Here is a 19,817-nt window from a genome sequence, read left to right as displayed (position 1 = left end):
GCCCGCAAAAGCGCGCCGGCTTTTCGTTCGGAGCGAATTCCGATCGCTCGAACGATTCCGTTCGAGCGGAAAGCGCTCTATGACGGCGCGCATGAGCGGCGAGACGGAGACAGAAGAGGGCGAGCGCATCGTCGAGGTGCTTCTCCCGGTCGCCGTCGACATCGCCTATTCCTATCGCGCGCCCGCCGGGCTGCGCCTCGCGGTGGGCGATTGCGTCGAAGTTCCGCTCGCGACGCGCAAGGCCTTCGGCGTGGTCTGGCGCTTCGCCGATCCTCACGCCGCTCCCGCCGGCCTCAAGACCGTTCTCGCGAAGCTCGACCGGCCCCCGTTGCGCGAAGAGCTGCGCGCCTTCGTCGATTGGGTGGCGCGCTGGACGCTGGCGCCGCGCGGCATGGCGCTGCGCCTCGCCACCCGCGCCGTCGAGGAGGCGGCGCCCGAGACGCCGCGCGTCGGCTATCGTCTCACAGGGCCGCCCCCCGAGCGGATCACGCTGGCCCGCGCGCGCGTGATCGCCGCCGCGGAAGGCGGCCTCGTCTTCGCCAAGGGCGAACTCGCCCGCGCCGCCGCCTGCTCGGCCGGCGTCGTCGACGCGCTGGTCGACGAAGGGACGCTGGAGGCGGTGGCCCTGCCGTCCGAGCCGGTCGCCCCTGCGCTCGATCCCGATTTCGCGCCTTTTTCGCTGGAGCCCGAGCAATGCGCCGCCGCCGACGCGCTCGCCGGGGCAGTGGCGGCGGGCGGCTATCGGCCTTTCTTGCTCGAGGGCGTCACCGGCGCCGGCAAGACCGAGGTCTATTTCGAGGCCGTCGCCGCCGCCCTGCGCGCGGGCGGACAGGCGCTGGTGCTGATGCCCGAGATCGCGCTCACGGCGCAATTTCTCGAGCGCTTTTCCGCCCGATTCGGCGCGAGGCCCGCCGAATGGCATTCCGGCGTCTCGCAGCGCAAGCGCGCGCGGCTCTGGCGCGGCGTCGCTCTGGGCGAGGCGCGGGTCGTCGCCGGCGCGCGCTCGGCGCTGTTCCTGCCCTTTTCCGATCTGCGGCTCATCGTCGTCGACGAGGAGCACGAGGCCGCCTATAAGCAGGAGGACGGCGTCGCCTATCACGCCCGCGACATGGCGGTGGTGCGCGCGCGGCTCGAGGGGGCGACGATCGCGCTCGCTTCGGCGACGCCCTCGATCGAGACGCGCGTCAACGCCCGGAGCGGGCGGTACGGCCATCTGCGCCTCGCCGCCCGCGCCGGCGCCCGTCCCATGCCGCGGATCGAAGCGATCGACATGCGCTCGGCCGGGCCGGAGCGCGGCCGCTGGATCGCGCCGCGCCTCGTACAGGAGGCGGCCGAGACCATCGCGCGCGGCGAGCAGGTCCTCTTCTTCCTCAATCGGCGCGGCTATGCGCCCTTGACCCTCTGCCGCAGCTGCGGACATCGCTTCCGCTGTCCCAATTGCGACGCCTGGCTCGTCGAGCACCGCTTCCGCCGCGCGCTGGTCTGCCATCATTGCGGCCATGTCGAGCGGCGCCCGAGCGTCTGCCCCGAATGCGAGGCGGAGGATTCGCTCGCCGCCTGCGGGCCGGGCGTCGAGCGCCTCGCGGAGGAGGCGGCGGTCCTATTTCCAGAAGCGCGCGTGCTGGTGCTGTCCTCGGATTTTCCCGGCGGGCAGGAGCGGCTGCGGGGCGAGCTCGCCGAGATCGCGGCCGGCGCCTTCGACATCGTCATCGGCACGCAACTCGTCGCCAAGGGGCATAATTTTCCTTATCTCACGCTGGTCGGCGTCATCGACGCGGATTCGGGGCTCGGCAGCTCCGATCCGCGCGCCGCCGAGCGCACATTTCAGCTCTTGAACCAGGTGACCGGCCGCGCCGGGCGCGGCGACAAGCCGGGCAGGGCGCTGATTCAGAGCTGGCAGGCCGATCATCCGGTCGTTCGCGCGCTCCTCTCGGGCGAGGCGGAGCGCTTCTACGAGGAAGAGACGGCGTTGCGCGAGCGCGCAGGGCTCCCGCCCTTCGGCCGGCTCGCGGCGCTGATCGTGTCGGCCAAGGACGCCGGTGCCGCCGAGGCCCATGCGCGGGCGCTGGTCCAGGCGGCGCACGGCTTGCCGGCGACCGAGCGCTATCGCGTCGCACCGGCAGGCGGCTTGCCGGAGGAGGGCGAGATCGTCGTGCTCGGCCCGGCCGAGGCGCCGATCGCGCTGATCCGCGGCCGCTATCGCTTCCGTCTGCTGGCGAAGGCGCCGCGCAGCGCCGACCTCCAGGCCTTTCTGCGCGCCATGCTCGCCGCCGCGCCGAAGGAGCGCGGCGGCGTGCGGGTGACGGTGGATGTCGATCCTCAGAGCTTCTGGTGAGAGCGCCGACGCGTCCTGCGCCTGGCGGCGCGGCGCCGCTCTCGCCGCCGCGCCCTGCCGTTCGGCCGCTCGCCTTCTTTCCCCGGCGATGAAAAGAGCGGCGGCGCAAGCCGGAGGCCCGCGCCGTAGCGCGGGCTGGAGCAGGGGAACGGCGCCGATGGAATCTTGCTGGTGGAGGACCGCCGCGGAGGCGGGCGCTCCAGAGGACCGGTAGGAAATATCGGCGAATGGAGATAAGATCGAGGCGCCGATTTCTCGTCCTGACGTCGCCGAGGGGAATGATCTTCCGTCATGCTGTCGAACAAGGCCAAATATGGGTTGAAGGCGCTGATCCATCTGGCGAGCGCCGAAGGGCAGTGCCTGGCGGGCGACATAGCGCGAGACAACAATATTCCGCGCAAGTTTCTCGACGCCATTCTGGTGGAGCTCAGGAACGCCGGCGTTCTCAATAGCAAGAAGGGGAAAAACGGCGGCTATCTGCTGGCGAGGCCGGCGGAGAAGATCACGGTCGGGCAGATCATCCGCATTCTCGACGGCCCTCTCGCCCCCATCGCCTGCGCCAGCAAGACGGCCTATCAGCGCTGCGCCGATTGCCCCGACGAGGACGCTTGCGCGATCCGCGACATCATGCTCGACGTTCGCGAATCGATCGCCCTCGTTCTGGATCGCGCCAGCATCGCGTCGCTGCGCGACCGCGGCGGCGGCCGCGAAAACAGGCTCTTGCGGTAGCCGACGGCCTGGAGGCGGCGCGGGGGCTTCTTGACAAGGAAGGGCGCCTACAATAATGCCCACCCAGCGCCGCAACCGTGGATCGCGGCGCCGATCGGCTCGTCCGACATTGGGCTTCAGACCGGTGGACCGACGCGTAGGGCAAGGCCGACGTCGAAAGCCGGCGCGCCTCAGCCGTTCGGGTCGTCCGCATGAGCCGGCGATCGACATCCACCGGGCGATTCGCGTGTGACGGCGAGACTCCGCTTGTCATCAGTGATATCGTAGCGCGGCTGGTGGCCCGACCAACCTCGGGCGTGACAGGAGGAGGAAGCGTTATGGGAGCTATTCTCGAGTTGACGAGCTATGCGGCGACCCCGGTCGGCATGGTCGCGATCATTGCGATCGGCGCGGCGGCTTATTTCGCGGCCCGTTGGGTCCTCAGCGACTGACCAGCGGTCACGGATCCGTGCATCTGCGCGGCGTGTCGGCGACGGTCGATGCGCCGCGCCGGCTTTTCGGGCGGCGTTTCCCCGCCTGCACGACCTCAAAGGGTCCCGCAAGCGGCGCTCCGCCGGCGGATATCCTCCACCCCATCGGTCGGCCAGTGTGATCGGGTGAAGGTTTCCCTCATGCCGAGAAGGCTCCGAAGGAGCCGTCTCGAAGCACGGGAATTACCCGGCGACCCGGGAGTTCGCCCTCGTGCTTCGAGGATGCGGCTCGCAACCGCGCGCCTCGGCATGAGAGCGAGCGCTGTGGCCTTTCCACCGATTGCCCGGAATCGGTCGGCAGCCAGGCTTTCCAACCGGAATCACAACATATATATTCGAGGTCTCGCCCTCGGGCTCGGTGGCGGGCCGCCCGCATGCGTTGGACCGAGGGCGGTCCCGACTGCCGGCGCAGCGTTTTCTTTGGAGTGGTCCATGGCCTCGACGTCTTCGACGAAGCTCGGAGATGAAAGAACGCGAGTCGCCGGTCGTGCCGGCCCCGCCGCCCAATCGAGCGTCGACAGTCCCAGGCCCGCCCTGCGACAGAAGGCGGCGGACGCCCCGTCCGAAGGGGCGGATCGCAGGGAGTCGGGCGGCGCCTTTCCGATCGACGTGGCCATCGCCGACAAGAGCCCGCTGATTCTCGCCGGGCTCGAGACGCTGCTGGCCGCCGACCGCCGCTTCAACCTCGTGCTGAAGGTGACCGACGGCGAGGAGTTCCTGGACGCGGCCAAGCTCCATCAGTTCCAGATCGCGATCATCGGCTGGCAATTGCCGACGCTGCACGCGCGCGAGGTTTTGCGGGCCCTCTCGCGCCAGCCCTCCGCGCCCAAGATCGTCGTCTACAGCGGCACCAACGACCCCGCCGCTCCGGCCGAGACGCTGCAGCTCGGCGGCGCCGGCTTCGTCAGCAAGCGCGCCCCGCCGGAGCGGCTGCTCGACGTGCTGGCTTCGGTGGCCGCCGGCGACATGGTGTTCCCCTTCGTCGACATCCGCAAGATGCGCGCCGATCCCCTGGAGAATCTGACCCTGCGGGAGCGCAGCCTCCTCTCCGCGCTCGGCTCCGGCCACACCAACAATCAGCTCGCCAAGGATTTCGGCGTCTCGATCAATACGATCAAATTCCATTTGCGGAACTTGTTCGAGAAGCTCGAGGTGCGCAATCGCGCCCAGGCGATCTCCCTCTTCCTGGAGATGAAGCACGGTTCCTGGACGGCCGCGTCGCCGACGGGCCGCGCCGTCGACGCGCCGGGTCCCAGCCGCTCCAAGAAGACACCGCGCGACTGATCAGGGCGCGGGAAACAGAGCGTCGGTCTTGCCGGTCCAATGATAGACGGCGAGACCGATCCATTCGTGCATGGCCGCGTCGAAGAACGCGAGCGCGTCGCCGATGCGCCGGTCGGGGCGCAGGCTCCAGCCTCGGCTCCCGACCGTGCGATAATCCACCGGAAAGGCGGTCGCCGGAAAGCCGGTGCGGCGAAATATGCCCATGGCGCGCGGCATATGCGAGGCCGAGGTGACGATCAGCCAGCGCTCGGACGGCGCCGGCTTCACCAGTTCGCGCGTGAACAGCGCATTTTCCCAAGTGTTGCGCGAGCGGTTATCATAGATGACGCGTTCGGGATCGAAGCCGATCTCGCGAAAGAAGATCTCCGCGGCCTCCGCTTCCGTGTGGCTCGCGTCCGTCAGCGCGGCCGAGCCGCCGGTGAAGACGAGGCGCGCCTGCGGATAGCGGCGAGCGAGTTCGACGAAAGCGACGAGCCGCTCGCCGGCGTCGTTCAAGGCGGCGCGTCCGCGCGAGAAGGTGACGTCTTCGTCCATTGCGCCGCCGAGCACGATGATGCCGTCGGGCGCCGGCGCGTCCTCCGGCGGCGGAGGGAAGCGATTTTCGAGCGTGATCATCAGAACGCCGCCTATCGGCGAGAGCGCCGCGACCAGCAGGGCGACGACGCCGAGCGTCGCCAGCCTCCGCCCGATCTTCGCGTAGCGCGTGAACAGCAGCGCGACGCCGATCGCCAACAGGAACACGACGGCGTTGGAAGGAGAGAAGAAGAAGGCGGCGATCTTCGAGAGAATGAAAAACATCGGGCGGCTCTGGCGGGGATCGAAGGCAGGGCGGTAGCGCGCCGGCCGCGCGTTCGTCAATCGCCGAAGGCCCGGCGGGTCAGCCGAGCGCGTCGAGCGTCGCGGCGAGATGGTCGAGATCCCGAGGCCGCGACAGCCGATGATCGCCGTCGACGATCAGCGACAGCGTGACGGGGTCGGCGGACAGGCGGTCGACGAGGCGCAGCGCATGGGCATAAGGGACGTCCTCGTCCTGCATTCCCTGCAGAATATGCACCGGCGCATGGGTGCGGATCAGGGCGCCCAGCAGGAGATGCGCGCGCCCGTCCTCGATCAGAGCGCGGGTGATCGGGGTCGGCTCCGGCGCATAGCGCGAGGGCCGCAGCCAGACGCCCCGCTCGAGAATGGCGCGCCGCGCCGTCTCGCCGGCGGATTTCCACAAGAGCTCCTCGGTAAAATCGACGGCGGGAGCGATCAGCACGAGCGCGTGCGGGCGCCGCCCCGTTGCGGCCAGCCTCAGCGTCAGCAGCAGCGCGATCCAGCCGCCCATCGAGGTCCCGACGAGGATCTGCGGCCCCTTCGCCGCGACGTCGAACACGGCGAGGCTGTCCTCGAGCCAGGCGCCGATCGTCCCGTCCTCGAAGCGCCCGCCCGATTCGCCATGGCCGGAATAATCGAAGCGCAGCAGAGCGCGGCCCTCGCGCTTCGCCCATTCGTCCAGGAACATGGCCTTCGAGCCCTGCATGTCGGAGGCGAAACCACCGAGAAACACGACTCCCGGCCGCAGCGCGCTCGCGCCGTGCGGCAGCCGCCGCCGAAATGCGATGCGGCGCGGAGCGCCCTCCGCGGGGATGACGTCCAAGAAGCGCGATTCGTCCTCTGCGTCCTGCATGGCCCGCTCCTTTCCGACCCCGCTCGCGCGACAGGGCGAACCCCTGCGACCCGCACGGATTCGCCGCGGGCCATACTCTCGGCCCAATTTTCGGTCGAAGACGGGGCCGACTTCGCCTTCCTCGCGCCGACCGTCTCGTTTATCCAGCTCGAACGCCGCATGCTACAGGATATCGCCGCCTTTCCCTCGAGCAGCCGCGCTCTCGCCGGCCGCACCGTGATGCAGATCGTCCCCGACCTGCAGTCGGGCGGGGCCGAACGCGCCGCGATCGACATCGCGCAGGCGCTGCACGAGGCCGGCGCGCGCGCGCTCGTCGCCACCGCCGGCGGCCGGATGGTGAGCGAGCTGCAGGCCAAGGGCGGCGTCTGGCTGCCCTTTCCCGCGGCGACCAAAAATCCCCTCGCTATGGCGCTCAATTCGGCGCGCCTCGCCCGCATCCTGCGCGAGGAGGGCGTAGACATCGTTCACGCCCGCTCGCGCGCCTGCGCCTGGGTCGCCTATTACGCCGCGAGGCGGGCGAGAGCGCGCTTCGTGACCACCTACCACAGCGTCTATGGAGGATCCTCGGCGATCAAGCAGCGCTATAACTCGATCATGGCGGCGGGCGACGCGGTGATCGCCAATTCGGCTTTCACCGCGAGCCACATCGCCGAGCTCTATCCGGGCGCGGCGGAGCGCGTGGTCGTGATCGCCCGCGGCGTCGATCTGCGCGCCTTCTCGCCGGCCGCCGTCGAGCCCGCCCGCGTCGAGCGGGCGCGCGCCGCCTGGGGAGTCGCGCCGCATCATCGGGTCGTGCTGCTGCCGGCGCGGCTCGCGGCGCGCAAAGGCCATCCGGTGTTGATCGAGGCGGCCCGGCGCCTCGTCGCGGAGGGCGTGACGGATGTGCGCTTCGTCTGCGTCGGCGATGCGCCGAACGCCGGCTTCGCGCAGAGCGTCGCGGCGCAGATTTCCCGCGCAGGGCTCGAGGGCGTCGTCCTGACGCCTGGCTATTGGGCCGACATGCCGGCGGCCTATCTCGCCGCCGCCGTCGCCGTGGCCCCGTCCATCAGGTCCGAGGCGTTCGGCCGCGTTGCGATCGAGGCGCAGGCGCTCGGCGCGCCGGCGGTCGTCTCGGATTGCGGCGCCGCGGTCGAGACGGTGCTCGCTCCGCCCCAGGCGCCGGCGGCGGAGGCGACCGGCTGGCGCGTTCCGGCCGGCGACGGCGTGGCTCTGGCGCAGGCGATCCGTGTCGCGCTCGAGCTGCGGCCCTCCGAGCGCGACGCCCTGACGGCGCGGGCGCGGCGTCACGTGCAGGCGCATTTCTCCATCGAGCGCATGTGCGCCGCGACGCTCGCCGTCTATGAACGGCTGCTGGCGGAACGCACGCTCTGACCTCGCCCGTCCCGGGCCGAAGCCATTTTCGAGTTGACAGCGGGAAGGCAATTTCCCCATATGCGCCCTGCTCGTCCGCCCCGTTTCGTCGGGGCGCGCGCGGCTCTGGGGGAATGTCCCGAGCGGCAAAGGGGGCGGACTGTAAATCCGCTGGCTATGCCTTCGTAGGTTCGAGTCCTACTTCCCCCACCATCGGCCTTCCCCCACCATCGGCGGCCTCGCCCCTCATCCGCGAAATTGGATCAGCCGGCCTTCGCGTCTGCCATGGCGGACGAAATGCAGGATCGGCCGGCCCCGATATTGCAGAACGTCCGTATTCTTCCGCGAATAGAAGGTCTCGTCGAAACCGAGCCGTTTCAGGCGGGCGATCTCCAGCCATTCGAACAGTTTTACGATCGGATAGAGACGGCTCGACAGCGCCCACGCGGTCACGGGGCCCGGCCGCGTCATCCGTTCGACGAGCAGGCGATATTGCCGCGCCACCGCCTCGTGCAAGATGGCCTCGTGGTTTCTCTGCATCAGGCGATGATTGGAATATTGGGCGAGGGCCGCCAAGACATTGTATTTCTTCCGGCGCGCCAGCCGTTCGGTCAGCATCGTGAGATATTGGCCCGAGCGGCGCCGATCCGCGCGCAGATCGCGCAGGCTCGGACGCCGGCCCTGCAGGAGGCTCAACGTCGTCTCCTTGAGCCGTCCGATCTCGTGGAGATAGGTCGTCACCCCATGGCCGACGTAAGGCAGAAGCAGCTCTTCGAAATTCTCCGGAGGAATGATCGCCTTCAGCCGGCGGACATGAAGGCGGTCGAAATCGCGCTTGTCGTAGACGACGACGAATTTGCAGGTCTCGCCGATCGTCTCGCCCGAGATGACATAGCGCCAGTCTATGGCCGGGTCCGCGGCGAAGCGCTTGTCGAAGGACGACTGCACGCTGTATTGGGGACAATAGGCGACGACTTTATCGAGCTTCAGTAGCTTCGAGAATGCGATCGCGGCATAGGCGCCCATGGAGTTCGCCATAGAAACCCGCGACTCGTATCCCTTCTCGGCGCAGAGCGCGTCGATCGTCGCGAAAATCTCGAAGGGCGTCTCCTGGAACCAGTCGTCCGCGCTCGACTTGAAGGCGATGACGTCGAAGCCGTTCACCAGGAGAAAGTCACCTCCGAAACTATTGCCGCCGAGTATCCGATTGCCGCGCCCGCTGAACACGAAGGCGAGCTTGTCGCGCCCGTTCTCGTCGTTCCAGAAATAGTCGATGCGCAAACTATCCGACGCATGGATATTGCTGCTGCCCAACATTTTCCGACGCTCTTCGGTCCCGTCTCGGTCAGCCGGACTATCGAGGGGGCGGCGCGTCCTGGCAAGACAGCCCGAGGCGGCGGAGGCGGAGGGAGGCCGTTGGAGCGCGAAGACATTCGCAACTCTCGGCCTCCCATCGCGGAGTCGTCCACGCGCTAGAATGTCGCCTTGGCGCCGAGGTAGAAGCTGCGGCCGGGCTCGGGGAAGCCGTCGGTCAGAGTATAGGCCGTGTCGAACAGATTGCGCACGCCGGCGGTGAGCTTCACATTCTCGTGGACCTGATAGTCCGCCTGCATGTTGAAGAGGAAAAAGGCGCCGGTCCGATAATAGATCGAGCCGCTCGTGTTCGACGTCCAGCGATTGCTCGCCATTTCGACATTCGGCGTGAAAGTGAGCTCCTGGATCGGCCGATAGGCCGCGAACAGGAACATTTTTCCGTCGGGCACGCCGATCGGCTGGAAATTGGCGATATAGGGCGCAGTGACGCTCCGGCGCATCAAAGTGAGATTGCCGCCGAGCGAGAAATTGTCCGCGGGCGCGTAGTCGACCGAGATTTCGCCGCCCCAGAAGCGGCCGTCGCCGACATTCTGGCTCTGCGTGACGCCGGCGCCATATTGGGGAACCGGCACGTTCTGAATGAGATCGCTGACGATGCTGTGGAAGATGTCCACCGACACGCGGCCGCCCGGCGCGAACTCGCTCGACCAGCCGAGATCGAAATTGATCGCGCGCTCCGGCCTGAGGCTCGGATTGGAGGTGGCGCCGCCGAAGCGCGTGCTGAAACGCTCGAACAGCGTGGGGAAGCGCGCGCGATCGGAGACGTTGAAATAGACCTTGTCCGTGTCGTTGTAGCGCCAGATCGCCGCGCCCTGGAAATTGGGCGCCGTCATGTCCCTCAGCGGATAGTTCAAGACGCCCGAGCCGACGACATAGTCCTCCGCCTTGCGCAGATGGCGCCAGTCGTAGGCGAAGCCCTGCACGAGGTCGATGTCCTTGGTCGGATGGAACGTGTTCTCGATCGCGAGGGAGTAGGTGTCCTCCTGCGCATAGACCATCGGCTGGGTGAAGCAGACGATATTGGTCTCGCAGCCGGCCGATCCGCCGGAGGCGTTCACGCCGTAAAAATCCTGCCAGGCCGCATGCTCGTCGAAACGATAATGGCCGGCGATCTTCAGCGTGTCGACGCCTTCGATCTCGGCGCCCGCCTCGACGTCGGCGCCGAGCGCATAGTCCTGGTAATAGCTGCGGAAGGCCCTTTGTGTCCTCTGTATCGTGAGATCGGTGTCGTTGTAGGAGAAGAGGCCGTTGTCGAACTTGCTCCAATAGGCCTTGGTCTTCAGATAGAAATCATCGCCGAGCTTGGTGTTGGAGAGGAAATAGAGGTTCTGTACGCGCCAGTAGGGCCAGCTCCAATAGCGCTGGCTGGCGATCGGGTCGGTGATGTGGAAAGGCGCGCCCTTCTTGCCGTCCTGGCGGATGAAGCTCAGCGAATATTCGTCTGTCGCATTCGGCGTGTAGCCCGCCTTGGCGTTCACGTTCCAATCATAGGCTTGCGAATTGCCGCGCTGTCCTTCGCCCTGATTGGCGGTCGGCGTGAAGCTCTCCGGCAGCATCCAGCCGCGCAGGTCGCGCCAGGCGCCGCTGACCTGGAGATAGTAATTCTCCTGCTTGGTTCCGATGAGGCCGTAGGTCTTTATGCCCTCATAGGTCCCGTCGCGGCCGAACTCGAGGCCCGTGCGCAATTCTCCTTCGATCTCCCGGGTCGGCTTGCGCGAGACGAGGTTGATCTGGCCGCCCATGCCGCCGGGACCGTCGAGAACCGAGACATAGCCCTTGGCGATCTGCACGGCGGCGATGTCCGGCGTCAGGAAGCGGGCGAAATCGAGCCGGTTGTCGGCGGGCAGATAGACGCGGACGCCGTCCACGGTGAGAGGAACCTGCCAGCGGTCGAAGCCGCGCACATAAATGTTCTGCTCGTTGCGCGAGCCGCCGGTCGAATGGCTGACGACGCCGGGCGCGAGATTGATCGCGCGGTCGAGCGAGTCGCGCTGATATGTCTCGATCTGCCGGTTGCTCAGCACATTGCCGCCGAAGGAATCGGTCGTCTGCGCCGGGGCGGGGCCGTCGTCCTTCTTCTTGTCTGTCTTCTTCTCCGGCGCGCTCGTCCGTTGCGCGCCGACATGGATCTCGCCGAGATAGAAGGGCTGCGGCTGCTCCGCGGCGCGGGCTCCCGTCGCCATTGCGGCGACGCTCACAGCGGCCAAGGTCGCGATATAAGTCGTGTCGTGCGTCATCATCCAATCCCCCCGATTGGTCGTCGAGCTTCTAGAGAGAATCGAGGAAGGCGAGCAGCGCCTCCCGTTCCGCGCGCGGCAGGGCGCGGAAGCGCTGCTGCGATTCGCGGGCTTCGCCGCCGTGCCAGAGGATCGCCTCGCCGGCGTTGCGGGCGCGGCCGTCGTGCAGAAGGCCTGTCGCGATGAATCGTCGGGCGAGGCCGAGGCCCCAGAGCGGCGGCGTGCGCCAATCGCGCGGGCCGGCCTCGAAATCCTCGCGGCCGTCGGAGAGTTCTTCGCCCATGTCGTGGATCAGCAGGTCGGTATAGGGGTGGATCTCGGCGCCGCTCAGGGCCGGCGCGAAAGCCACCGCGCCGAGCCGCAGCGTCTCGCGATGGCAGGACGAGCATCCGAGCTCGGCGAACAGCGCCTCGCCGCGCCGCACGCCGGGATCGTCGGCATTGCGCCGCGCCGGGACGGCGAGACCGCGCATATAGGCGAGCGTCGCATCGAGCCTTTTTGCCGACAATTCGATATCCGAGCCCGCGGCCGCGCGACAGGCGGTCTGCCCGGGCGCGCAGCCGGCCGCCGGAAACAGCGCGGAGCCGATCCCGATGTCCTCGGCGAAAGCGTTGGCGATCTGCTGGCGCAGATCGGGCTGATTGGCCTTGAGGCCGAAGCGGCCGAGCGCGACGCGGCCGGCCGCCATGTCGTAGACATGGTTCGGCCGACCGCCGCCCGGGCCCGCCGCATGGGTCAGAATCTCCTCTTCCGGCACGGCCTCCAAGAGGCCGAGGCCGAAGACGGGGGGCGCATTGCGTAGCGACGTCTTCGTCTCCGCGCCGATCGGTCCATATGCCAGATCGCGGAACGAGAAACGGGGACGGCGCATCGCCATGGTTTCCCCGTCGTCGAGGCGCGTCTCGAATTCTTCGAAATCGACGATGGCGCGGCCTTCTCCGGGGACGCCGGGAATCCCTTCGGGATTGAGCTGCGCGCCATAGATCGGATGCGGAGGCGGGCCGCCATGCGCGTCACGGCCTTCGACGCCGAGGCGCACGACCATCGCGCGTGCAATCCCGTTTTCCGGATCCGGCGCGGGGCCGCGGCCATTCTTCACGTGGCAGGCGATGCAGGAGAGGCGGTTGTAGAGCGGGCCGAGGCCGGTCAGCTCGGACGAGTCGAGCGACGGGCCGACGACCCAGGCTCGGCGGAAGAGGCCGCTCCCCTCGCGGAAGACACGCAAGAAAGCGTCGTCGAGGCCGGGAAGAGGCCGCGAGAAGACTTCGCCGTCGAGCCGGGAGTTTTCGTAAGGGGCGCCGGCGGAGAGGAGCGCCAGCGCCGCCAGAGCGAGGATAGATCTCACAGACGCGCATCGAGGGAAGCGAGAAGCCGCGTCGCCTCGGCGCGAGCCGCGGCGATCTCGGCGCGCCAGCGCGACGCGCGCTCCGCGTCTTTGATTTCGCGCCCGCCGAATCGGTCGAGCAAAGCGGGGTCCGACGCTTCGCCGGCGGAGACGGGGACGAAGCCCGCGAGCTTGCGCGCCTCGGCGACGATCTCGGCCGCCACGGAGTCGGGCGCCGCGGCGAGACGGGCCTCGGCGGCGCGGAGGCCGCGCCAGAACGCCACGGCCTCGGCGTGGCGCTCGGCAATGGCGAGGTCGAACAATACGCTGACGAGGCCGGGCCGCCGCCGGCCGATCTCGGCGTCATAGCCGAAGAACGAATCTCGCGGCAGCGAGAACGGATCGACGATCCGCTCGGCCTTGCCGGCATAGGCGTCCGGCCGCGCCGGATGGCGGCTGCTGTCGGCCTCCATCAGCAGCTTCTGTCCTTTCGTCGAAAGCGCGAAATCGACGAAGGCCCTCGCCGCCTCGGGGCGGCGCGTTCCGGCCGTGATCGCGATATGGCCGGGCAGAAAGGCGGTGCGCTCGGGATAGACGAAGCCGATGTTCGCGCCATTGGCCTGCGCGCCGAGCGCCAGGAAATCGATGGTGAGGCCGAGCGCGGCGCGCCCCTCCTTCACCGCGCCGGTCGGACCCGGGCCGGAGCCGGCGATCTCCGCGCCGCCGGCGATCTCGCACAGTAGCGCCCAGCCGCGCTCCCACCCCTCGGCCTGCAGAATGATGTCGTAGAGCGCCGGCGAGAAGCCGACCTTGCCGGCGAGGGGCATGGCGATGCGACCCGCGAAGGCCGGCGCGGCGAGATCGCGCCAGCGTCGGGGCGCGGCGAGGCCGAGGGCGGCGAGCGCGGCCGGATCATAGACGATCCCGTAGCCGGCGATGTCGTAAGCCTCGAACATGCCCCGCGGATCGGACAGGGGCTGGTCTCCGAGCCGGCCCGGCAGAGCGGCGCGATCGACCGACAGCGGGCGGAAGGCGCCGCGGTCTCGCAATATAGGGAAATTGCCGAGAGACGGAGCCCAGTAGACATCGGCTCCGCCCTGGTCGGGCCGGCCGAGGAGCGCGAGCGCGTCGCGCGACTGCTTCCAGACGAATTGGACATGGAGGCCCGGATTCGCCTTTTCGAATTCGGCTTCGTAGCGTGTGGTCAGCTCTTCCGGGAAGCTCGTGACGACCACCAAAGTCTCGCCGGCGGCGCGCGCCTCGCGGGAGAGCAGAGCGGCGCCGAGCGCGGCGGGCAGCCCGGTGAGGAGGGCGCGCCGGCTGGGCCGGGGAAATATCGCTATGTGTTCGAACTTCATAACGAAAAGATAAGGCGACCGCCGCCGCCCTGTCAATCGACATGGGCGCCCGTAATGCCGGCGAACTGCTCATCCGAGAGCATGTCAGTCGACGGCGAGGATCACATCCGTGGGGTTGAAGGTGGCGACGACCTTGTCGCCTTCGGCGATGGCCAGATCTTCGGCGGTCTGGCGCGGGACGACGGCGCTCATCGTCTTGCCCGAGCCGATGTCGAGCAGAACCTCGCTGTTGCGCTCGGCGTCGATGCGCCGCCGAACGACGCCCGCGAAGCGGTTGCGCATGCTGCTCTTCGGCTGCTCGGCGACGGCGAGGTCGGCCGGCGCGAGGCCGACGAAGGAGGATTTGATCAGCGCCAGCGCCTTGCGCCCGGGCTCGAGGCCCAGTTCGTCGGCGGCGTCATTGGTCACGATGGCGAGGATGGAGGCCTCGGGCGACACGCGCAGCGTGACCTCCACGTCGACGGGCCAGCGCCTCACCTGCGTCACCTCGGTCTGGAAGACGTTGCGGGCGGAAATCCTCAGGCCGACGCTCCAGAGCAGAAAGTCGTCCTGATCCTCGAGCCCCTCCTCGGCGATGAGCGAGGAGATGTGCGACAGTCTCTCCTCGAGGCGGTGGAAGGTGGCGATGAGCCTGCGTCCTTCAGCCGTCACCTCGGCGCCGCCGCCCGAGCGGCCGCCGGCCTTGGTCACGAAGGCCGGACTCGGCAACAGATTGTTGATCGAGTTCACGGCGTCCCAGGCGGTCTTGTAGCTGAAGCCGACCGCCTTGGCCGCCTTGGTGATGCTGCCGTGCTCGGCGACGGCTTCGAGCAGCTTGATTCGATCGCGCCCGACCAGGAAGCGTCCCTCGCGGCGCAGCGCCAGCAGGGCGTCGATCTTGTTCTCGGTCATGCCATTTCTCTTCCGCTTGGGTTCCGGAACTATACTCCGGCGCGAAGCCGCATCAAAATTCGGGCCGCGCGGATTTTTCTTGACCGCGCGGCCGCCTTCGGATCGAACCGGCGCATGACCAAGACGCACAAAGGCGCCGCGCTGCTCGGACGCGAGGCGCGACTTCCCGCCTCGCCCGACGAGGCCGAGCTCGACCTCGTCGCCAATCCGCACCCTTCCGAGACTTATCTCGTGCGCTTCGTCGCGCCCGAGTTCACCTCGCTCTGCCCGGTGACCGGGCAGCCCGACTTCGCTCATATCGTCGTCGACTATGCGCCCGCCGAGTGGCTGGTCGAATCCAAATCCCTGAAGCTCTATCTCGGCAGCTTTCGTAACCATGGGGCCTTTCACGAGGATTGCACCGTGAGGATCGCGAAGGATCTCGTCGCGGCGCTCGCGCCGCGCTGGCTGCGGATCGGCGGCTATTGGTATCCGCGCGGCGGCATTCCGATCGACGTGTTCTGGCAGACGGGCGCGCCGCCGCAGGGCCTGTGGCTGCCGGACCAGGGCGTGCCGTCCTACCGCGGACGCGGTTGACCGGAAGGTCCTCGCGCCGCGCTCTGTCCCTCGACAACCGGCTCCGCCTCGTGTATGGCGGCGCGTCCAAATCAAAACAGCGTCCCGAAACGCTCGCCTGGCCGTTCGACGCGGCGAAGGCGAAACGGCAGGAGTCGATTTCATGCCCTCCATCATCGAGCAGCTCGACGCCGAGCAATCCGCCCGCCTCCTCGACGGCAAGACCATTCCCGAGTTCCGTCCCGGCGACACCGTCGTCGTCAATGTCAAGGTCAAGGAAGGCGACCGCACGCGCGTCCAGGCCTATGAGGGCGTCGTGATCTCGCGCCAGGGCGGCGGCCTCAACGAGAGTTTCACCGTCCGCAAGATTTCCTACGGCGAGGGCGTGGAGCGCGTGTTCCCGATCCATTCGCCGCTGGTCGATTCGGTGAAGCTGGTGCGCCGCGGCAAGGTGCGCCGCGCCAAGCTCTATTATCTGCGCGACCGCCGCGGCAAGTCGGCCCGCATCGCCGAGCGCATCGACACCAAGCCCAAGGCGAAGGAAAAGGCCGGGCCCGCCGCCGAGTGACGCGGGCCGCGGCTCGATGAGCAAGCTGCTGTTCTGGGCGCTGGACGCCCTCGCGCGACGCGAGCCGGACTGGCGGCTCGCGGATGGCGCGCTCGATACTCTGGAGACGCTCTCGGTCGCGGGCTGGCGCCATGTCGTCGTCGCCGACGAAGCGGCGGGCGCCGACGCGCTCGAGCGCCTCGGCGTCGCCGATCGCGTCGCGTGGCTGTTCGACGGCGCGCCGGTCGCCGAGGCGGTCGAAGCGCTGCGTCCCTTCGACGACGCTTTCGTGATCGGCTCGAGCGTCCCGCGCCACATCATGCCGGCGCGCGAGGCGGCGCTCGCCTCGATCCTCGTCGGCGACGCGTCGCCATTCGCGCAATTCAGCGTCGAGACCTTGCCGGAAATCCCGGACGCTTTCTCGACCTGGAACTCGATGCGCAAGGACCTGCTGTTCTGACGGCGCTCGGGAGCGAGCCTTCGGGCTCGCTCTTCGAAATGCGCTGCTCGAACGAAGAGAAGTTCCCCCCGGCTTTTGCCGGGGTGGGAGGAGTTTGCCGTTTCCTGCCGTCCGCCGACGAAATTGCCCGTCGTGAGCCGCCAAGCGCACGACGAGGAAATAATGGCGGAAGACGATTTGCCGAGCCCTTTCTCGACACGGTGGGCGGAAACGACCGGCTGCGCGCCGACGTCGATCACGGCAGGCCTCCTGATGAGCCGAGGCAAGGTCTCCTGGCTCGCGGTCGTCGCCTCGGACGGCCTTCCAGCCCGAGACGCGCCTCGCCGGGTGCGATGTTCGTTCACGCCTCCGCCTTCAGCGGGCGCATCAGCAGCGCCTCGATCGCCTGATCGACATCCGAGCGCTTGGCGAGAATGGCGTCGACCGCTTCCGCGATCGGTATCTCGACGCCGCGCTCCTTCGCCATCTCGACCAGAGCTGCGGCGGTGAAGGCGCCTTCCGCGAGCTTGCCATGCGTGGCGGCGAGCGGCGCCTCGCCGTTCGCCAGCGCCGCGCCGAGCGCAAAATTGCGCGACTGCGCCGAGCCGCAGGTCAGCACCAGATCGCCGAGGCCGGACAGGCCCATCAGGGTCTCCTGTCGCACGCCGAAGGTCTTGCCGAGGCGCATCAGCTCGGCGAAGCCGCGTGCGATCAGCGCGGCCCTCGCGCTCGCGCCGAGCCCGCGCCCCTCGGCCATGCCGGCGGCGATGGCCAGCACATTCTTGGCCGCGCCGCCGAGCTCCACGCCGCGCGGGTCGGTCGAGCGATAGAGCCGGAAGCTTCGCGTCGACAAGAGCTCACAGAGCCGCCGTGCGAGTTCCTCCTCCTCAGCCGCGAGCGTCACCGCGGTCGGCAGGCCGCGGCAGACGTCGGCGGCGAAGCTCGGACCGGACAGCACGGCGACGCGCGCCCGCGGCAGCTCCTCGCCGACGACCTCGCTCATGAAGCGGCGCGTGCCGCGCTCTATTCCCTTGGCGCAGATCACGAAGACGGCGCCCGCGGCGAGATGCGGGCGAAGCCGCCTCGCAACTTCGCGCATCGCCTGGGCCGGCACGACGCCGAGCACGACCGAGGCGTCCGCCACGCTCTCGAGATCGGCGCACGGCGCGACGCCCTCGGCGAGCGGCAGGCCCGGCAGAAAAGTGCGATTCTCGCGGTCGCGCGCGAGCGCTTCGACATGCGCTGCGTCATGGCCCCAGAGCACGACGTCCGCGCGCCCGGAGGCGGCGACATTGGCGAGCGCCGTGCCCCAGGCGCCGGCGCCGAGCACGGCGATCTTCTCTTCTTTCATGTCGCCCGGCTCATCTCGATCCGATCTTCCGATTGTCGGCGCGCGCCCACAGCCGTTCGAACGCCGCCGTAAATTGCGCGACCGCCGCCCGGCTCTCGATCAATATGAGGTCGTTGTCCTGGAATTCCGCGCCGGAGACGGAAAAATTGGCCGAGCCGGAGCGCAGCACGCGCCCGTCGACCTGATAGGACTTGAGATGCATCAGATCGCGCGAGCGGCCCTTGCGACGGATCTCGACATTGGGCGTCGCGGCGATGGCGTCGACGGCGGAGCGGGCGCGGCCCGTCTCCTCCCCGTCGATATAGATGCGCAAGCGCACGCCGCGCATGGCCGCCGCCCCGAGCGCAGCGACCAGAGCGCGGTCGGTGAGCACATAGGCCGCCATGTCGATCGATGTCTTCGCGCCGGCGATGAGCCGCGCGTCGACCGTGTCGAAGCCCTCGCTCGGCCCGTAGAATACGCGCACGGCGGCGACCAGCGGCTCCTGCGCCAGCAGCCCGGCCGGCGGCGGCGGAATGAACAGGCTCGCCGCCGCCGCGAGGACGAGCCGCCTCACGCGAGCTTCCTCGAGCGGATCATGGCGCGCTCAAGCCTTGCCGTGATGGAGCTTGCCGGCTTCCGCGTCGAGCGGCCAGCGCGGGCGCGCGGCGAAATCGAGGTCATTGGTGAGGCCGCGGGCGAAACGCTCGAGCCCGGCCCAGGCGACCACGGCGCCATTGTCCGAGCAGAGCGCCGGCGGCGGCGAGACGAAGCGCAGGCCCGCCTCCGAGCAGAGCCGCGTCAGCGCGCGGCGGATCGCGCCATTGGCGCCGACCCCGCCGCCGATGACGAGACCGTTCGGCCGCGCCCCGCTCTCGGCGAAGAGGCGCAGGCCCGAGCGCACCCGGTCGACGATCACGTCGACGATGGCCGCCTGGAAGGAGGCGGCGAGATCGGCGACGTCGCGCTCGGAGAGCGACCCGAGCCGGGCGATCTCCTGCCGCACCGCGGTCTTGAGGCCGGACAGCGAGAAGTCCGCGCCCTCCCGGCCGAACATGGGCCGCGGAAAGTCGAAGCGCCGCGGGTCGCCGGTCTCGGCGACCCGCTCGACCTGCGGCCCGCCGGGATAAGGAAGCCCCAGCATTTTCGCCACTTTGTCGAAGGCTTCGCCGGCCGCGTCGTCGACGGTCGAGCCGAGGCGCCGGTAATCGCCGACGCCCTGCACGGCGACGAGCTGGGTGTGGCCGCCGGAGACGAGCAGGGCGAGATAAGGAAAATCGAGCCGCTCGGCGAGGCGGCCGGTGAGCGCATGCGCCTCGAGATGATTGACGGCGATGAACGGCTTGTCGACGGCGAGCGCCAGAGCCTTGGCGGCGGTGAGGCCGACCAGAATGCCCCCGATGAGGCCCGGGCCGGCGGAGGCCGCCACGGCGTCGACGCCGGCGATGTCCACGCCCGCATTGGCGAGGGCGCGGGCGATGAGGCGGCCGAGCACGTCTATGTGAGCGCGCGCCGCGATCTCGGGCACGACGCCGCCATAGGCCGCGTGCTGGGCGATCTGGCTCATCACCTCATTGGAGAGGATGTCGCCGCCGTCTCCGCCGATCCGCGAGGCGACGACGGCGACCGCCGTCTCGTCGCAGGTTGTTTCGATGCCGAGCACGCGCATGTCGGGTCCTTGGGTCGCGGACGGCCCGAATCGGCCGCCCGGCGGGGCGAAAGCGGTCCTCAAACTATAGGCGCGCGCGTGCAAAGCAAATGGGCGAAAGTGGTGTATTCTCTCATACCGCAGCGTCGAGAGACGGCTCGGGATCGCCGACGCTCGCGGGAGCCCCTCACAGCCGCATGGAGGGAAAGAGCGCGGCTCCGCTACGCCCCCGAGCGGCTCAGGGAGCGCCGAAGCTTGATCGTCCTGTCATCGGCGC

At 68.7% G+C, this 19,817-nt stretch carries 17 protein-coding genes and 1 tRNA gene; 8 read left to right on the top strand and 10 right to left on the bottom strand.

Translation table 11 applies throughout. The annotated features are described in order from the left end of the window. Positions 1-79 precede the first annotated feature (79 nt). The 3 genes from AC6IW9_RS00750 (at position 80) to AC6IW9_RS00740 (ending at position 4,818) form a co-directional block, all read left to right on the top strand. A complete protein-coding gene (locus tag AC6IW9_RS00750; protein ID WP_497767902.1) occupies positions 80-2,335 on the top strand; it encodes a primosomal protein N' in 2,256 nt (751 codons plus the stop codon). A 291-nt stretch (positions 2,336-2,626) separates the two neighbouring features. Further along, the gene (locus AC6IW9_RS00745; protein ID WP_497767899.1) at positions 2,627-3,064 is read left to right on the top strand and encodes an RrF2 family transcriptional regulator; all 438 of its coding nucleotides are present in this window, start codon (positions 2,627-2,629) and stop codon (positions 3,062-3,064) included. A 902-nt stretch (positions 3,065-3,966) separates the two neighbouring features. Next, positions 3,967-4,818, top strand: coding sequence for a LuxR C-terminal-related transcriptional regulator (locus AC6IW9_RS00740; RefSeq protein WP_497767897.1), 852 nt, complete (start codon positions 3,967-3,969; stop codon positions 4,816-4,818). Here AC6IW9_RS00740 and AC6IW9_RS00735 read toward each other — a convergent pair whose 3' ends face one another. Both AC6IW9_RS00735 and AC6IW9_RS00730 read right to left on the bottom strand, forming a co-directional pair. Then, positions 4,819-5,616 carry a YdcF family protein gene (locus AC6IW9_RS00735; RefSeq protein WP_497767894.1) on the bottom strand — a complete coding sequence of 266 codons (798 nt, stop codon included), beginning with the start codon at positions 5,614-5,616 and terminating at the stop codon, positions 4,819-4,821. Between the two features lie 79 nt (positions 5,617-5,695). Then, on the bottom strand, positions 5,696-6,487 hold the full coding sequence (locus tag AC6IW9_RS00730) for an alpha/beta hydrolase (RefSeq protein WP_497767891.1): 792 nt from the start codon (positions 6,485-6,487) through the stop codon (positions 5,696-5,698). A 159-nt stretch (positions 6,488-6,646) separates the two neighbouring features. Between AC6IW9_RS00730 and AC6IW9_RS00725 the strand changes: the two genes are divergently transcribed. Further along, positions 6,647-7,858: a glycosyltransferase family 4 protein gene (locus tag AC6IW9_RS00725; protein ID WP_497767888.1), complete on the top strand. Its 1,212-nt coding sequence runs from the start codon at positions 6,647-6,649 to the stop codon at positions 7,856-7,858. Between the two features lie 107 nt (positions 7,859-7,965). Further along, a tRNA-Tyr gene (locus AC6IW9_RS00720) sits at positions 7,966-8,050 on the top strand. A 33-nt stretch (positions 8,051-8,083) separates the two neighbouring features. Here the strand turns inward: AC6IW9_RS00720 and AC6IW9_RS00715 are convergent. The 5 genes from AC6IW9_RS00715 to AC6IW9_RS00695 form a co-directional block, all read right to left on the bottom strand. After that, positions 8,084-9,154, bottom strand: coding sequence for a hypothetical protein (locus AC6IW9_RS00715; RefSeq protein ID WP_497767885.1), 1,071 nt, complete (start codon positions 9,152-9,154; stop codon positions 8,084-8,086). Positions 9,155-9,309: 155 nt separating this feature from the next. Further along, positions 9,310-11,448: a TonB-dependent receptor gene (locus AC6IW9_RS00710; RefSeq protein WP_497767882.1), complete on the bottom strand. Its 2,139-nt coding sequence runs from the start codon at positions 11,446-11,448 to the stop codon at positions 9,310-9,312. Between the two features lie 31 nt (positions 11,449-11,479). Beyond that, positions 11,480-12,793, bottom strand: coding sequence for a di-heme oxidoreductase family protein (locus AC6IW9_RS00705; protein WP_497767879.1), 1,314 nt, complete (start codon positions 12,791-12,793; stop codon positions 11,480-11,482). Continuing rightward, a complete protein-coding gene (locus AC6IW9_RS00700) occupies positions 12,790-14,130 on the bottom strand; it encodes an ABC transporter substrate-binding protein (RefSeq protein ID WP_497767878.1) in 1,341 nt (446 codons plus the stop codon). The genes AC6IW9_RS00705 and AC6IW9_RS00700 overlap by 4 nt, the downstream gene beginning before the upstream one ends. Before the next feature lie 84 nt (positions 14,131-14,214). Further along, positions 14,215-15,021, bottom strand: coding sequence for a TOBE domain-containing protein (locus tag AC6IW9_RS00695; RefSeq protein ID WP_497767875.1), 807 nt, complete (start codon positions 15,019-15,021; stop codon positions 14,215-14,217). 114 nt (positions 15,022-15,135) lie between these two features. Here AC6IW9_RS00695 and queF point away from each other — a divergent pair, with 114 nt between their 5' ends. The 3 genes from queF (at position 15,136) to AC6IW9_RS00680 (ending at position 16,583) form a co-directional block, all read left to right on the top strand. Beyond that, positions 15,136-15,597: a preQ(1) synthase gene (queF, locus tag AC6IW9_RS00690; protein ID WP_497767872.1), complete on the top strand. Its 462-nt coding sequence runs from the start codon at positions 15,136-15,138 to the stop codon at positions 15,595-15,597. Positions 15,598-15,739: 142 nt separating this feature from the next. Beyond that, the gene (gene rplS / locus AC6IW9_RS00685) at positions 15,740-16,144 is read left to right on the top strand and encodes a 50S ribosomal protein L19 (RefSeq protein ID WP_497767869.1); all 405 of its coding nucleotides are present in this window, start codon (positions 15,740-15,742) and stop codon (positions 16,142-16,144) included. Positions 16,145-16,160: 16 nt separating this feature from the next. Continuing rightward, positions 16,161-16,583 carry an HAD family hydrolase gene (locus tag AC6IW9_RS00680; protein ID WP_497767866.1) on the top strand — a complete coding sequence of 141 codons (423 nt, stop codon included), beginning with the start codon at positions 16,161-16,163 and terminating at the stop codon, positions 16,581-16,583. A 340-nt stretch (positions 16,584-16,923) separates the two neighbouring features. Here the strand turns inward: AC6IW9_RS00680 and AC6IW9_RS00675 are convergent, their stop codons facing one another. The 3 genes from AC6IW9_RS00675 to tsaD are packed head-to-tail and all read right to left on the bottom strand — an operon-like array spanning position 16,924 to position 19,561. Continuing rightward, complete coding sequence (locus tag AC6IW9_RS00675; protein WP_497767863.1) at positions 16,924-17,913, bottom strand: NAD(P)H-dependent glycerol-3-phosphate dehydrogenase; 990 nt, start codon at positions 17,911-17,913, stop codon at positions 16,924-16,926. Positions 17,914-17,923: 10 nt separating this feature from the next. Beyond that, positions 17,924-18,469, bottom strand: coding sequence for a phospholipase D-like domain-containing protein (locus AC6IW9_RS00670; protein ID WP_497767860.1), 546 nt, complete (start codon positions 18,467-18,469; stop codon positions 17,924-17,926). Positions 18,470-18,499: 30 nt separating this feature from the next. After that, on the bottom strand, positions 18,500-19,561 hold the full coding sequence (tsaD, locus tag AC6IW9_RS00665) for a tRNA (adenosine(37)-N6)-threonylcarbamoyltransferase complex transferase subunit TsaD (RefSeq protein WP_497767857.1): 1,062 nt from the start codon (positions 19,559-19,561) through the stop codon (positions 18,500-18,502). Positions 19,562-19,817: the final 256 nt, after the last annotated feature.

The organism is Methylosinus sp. shoA (assembly GCF_059718125.1).
The sequence above is the reverse complement of the archived record's forward strand: the minus strand, read 5'-3'. Positions and strand labels throughout refer to the sequence as shown.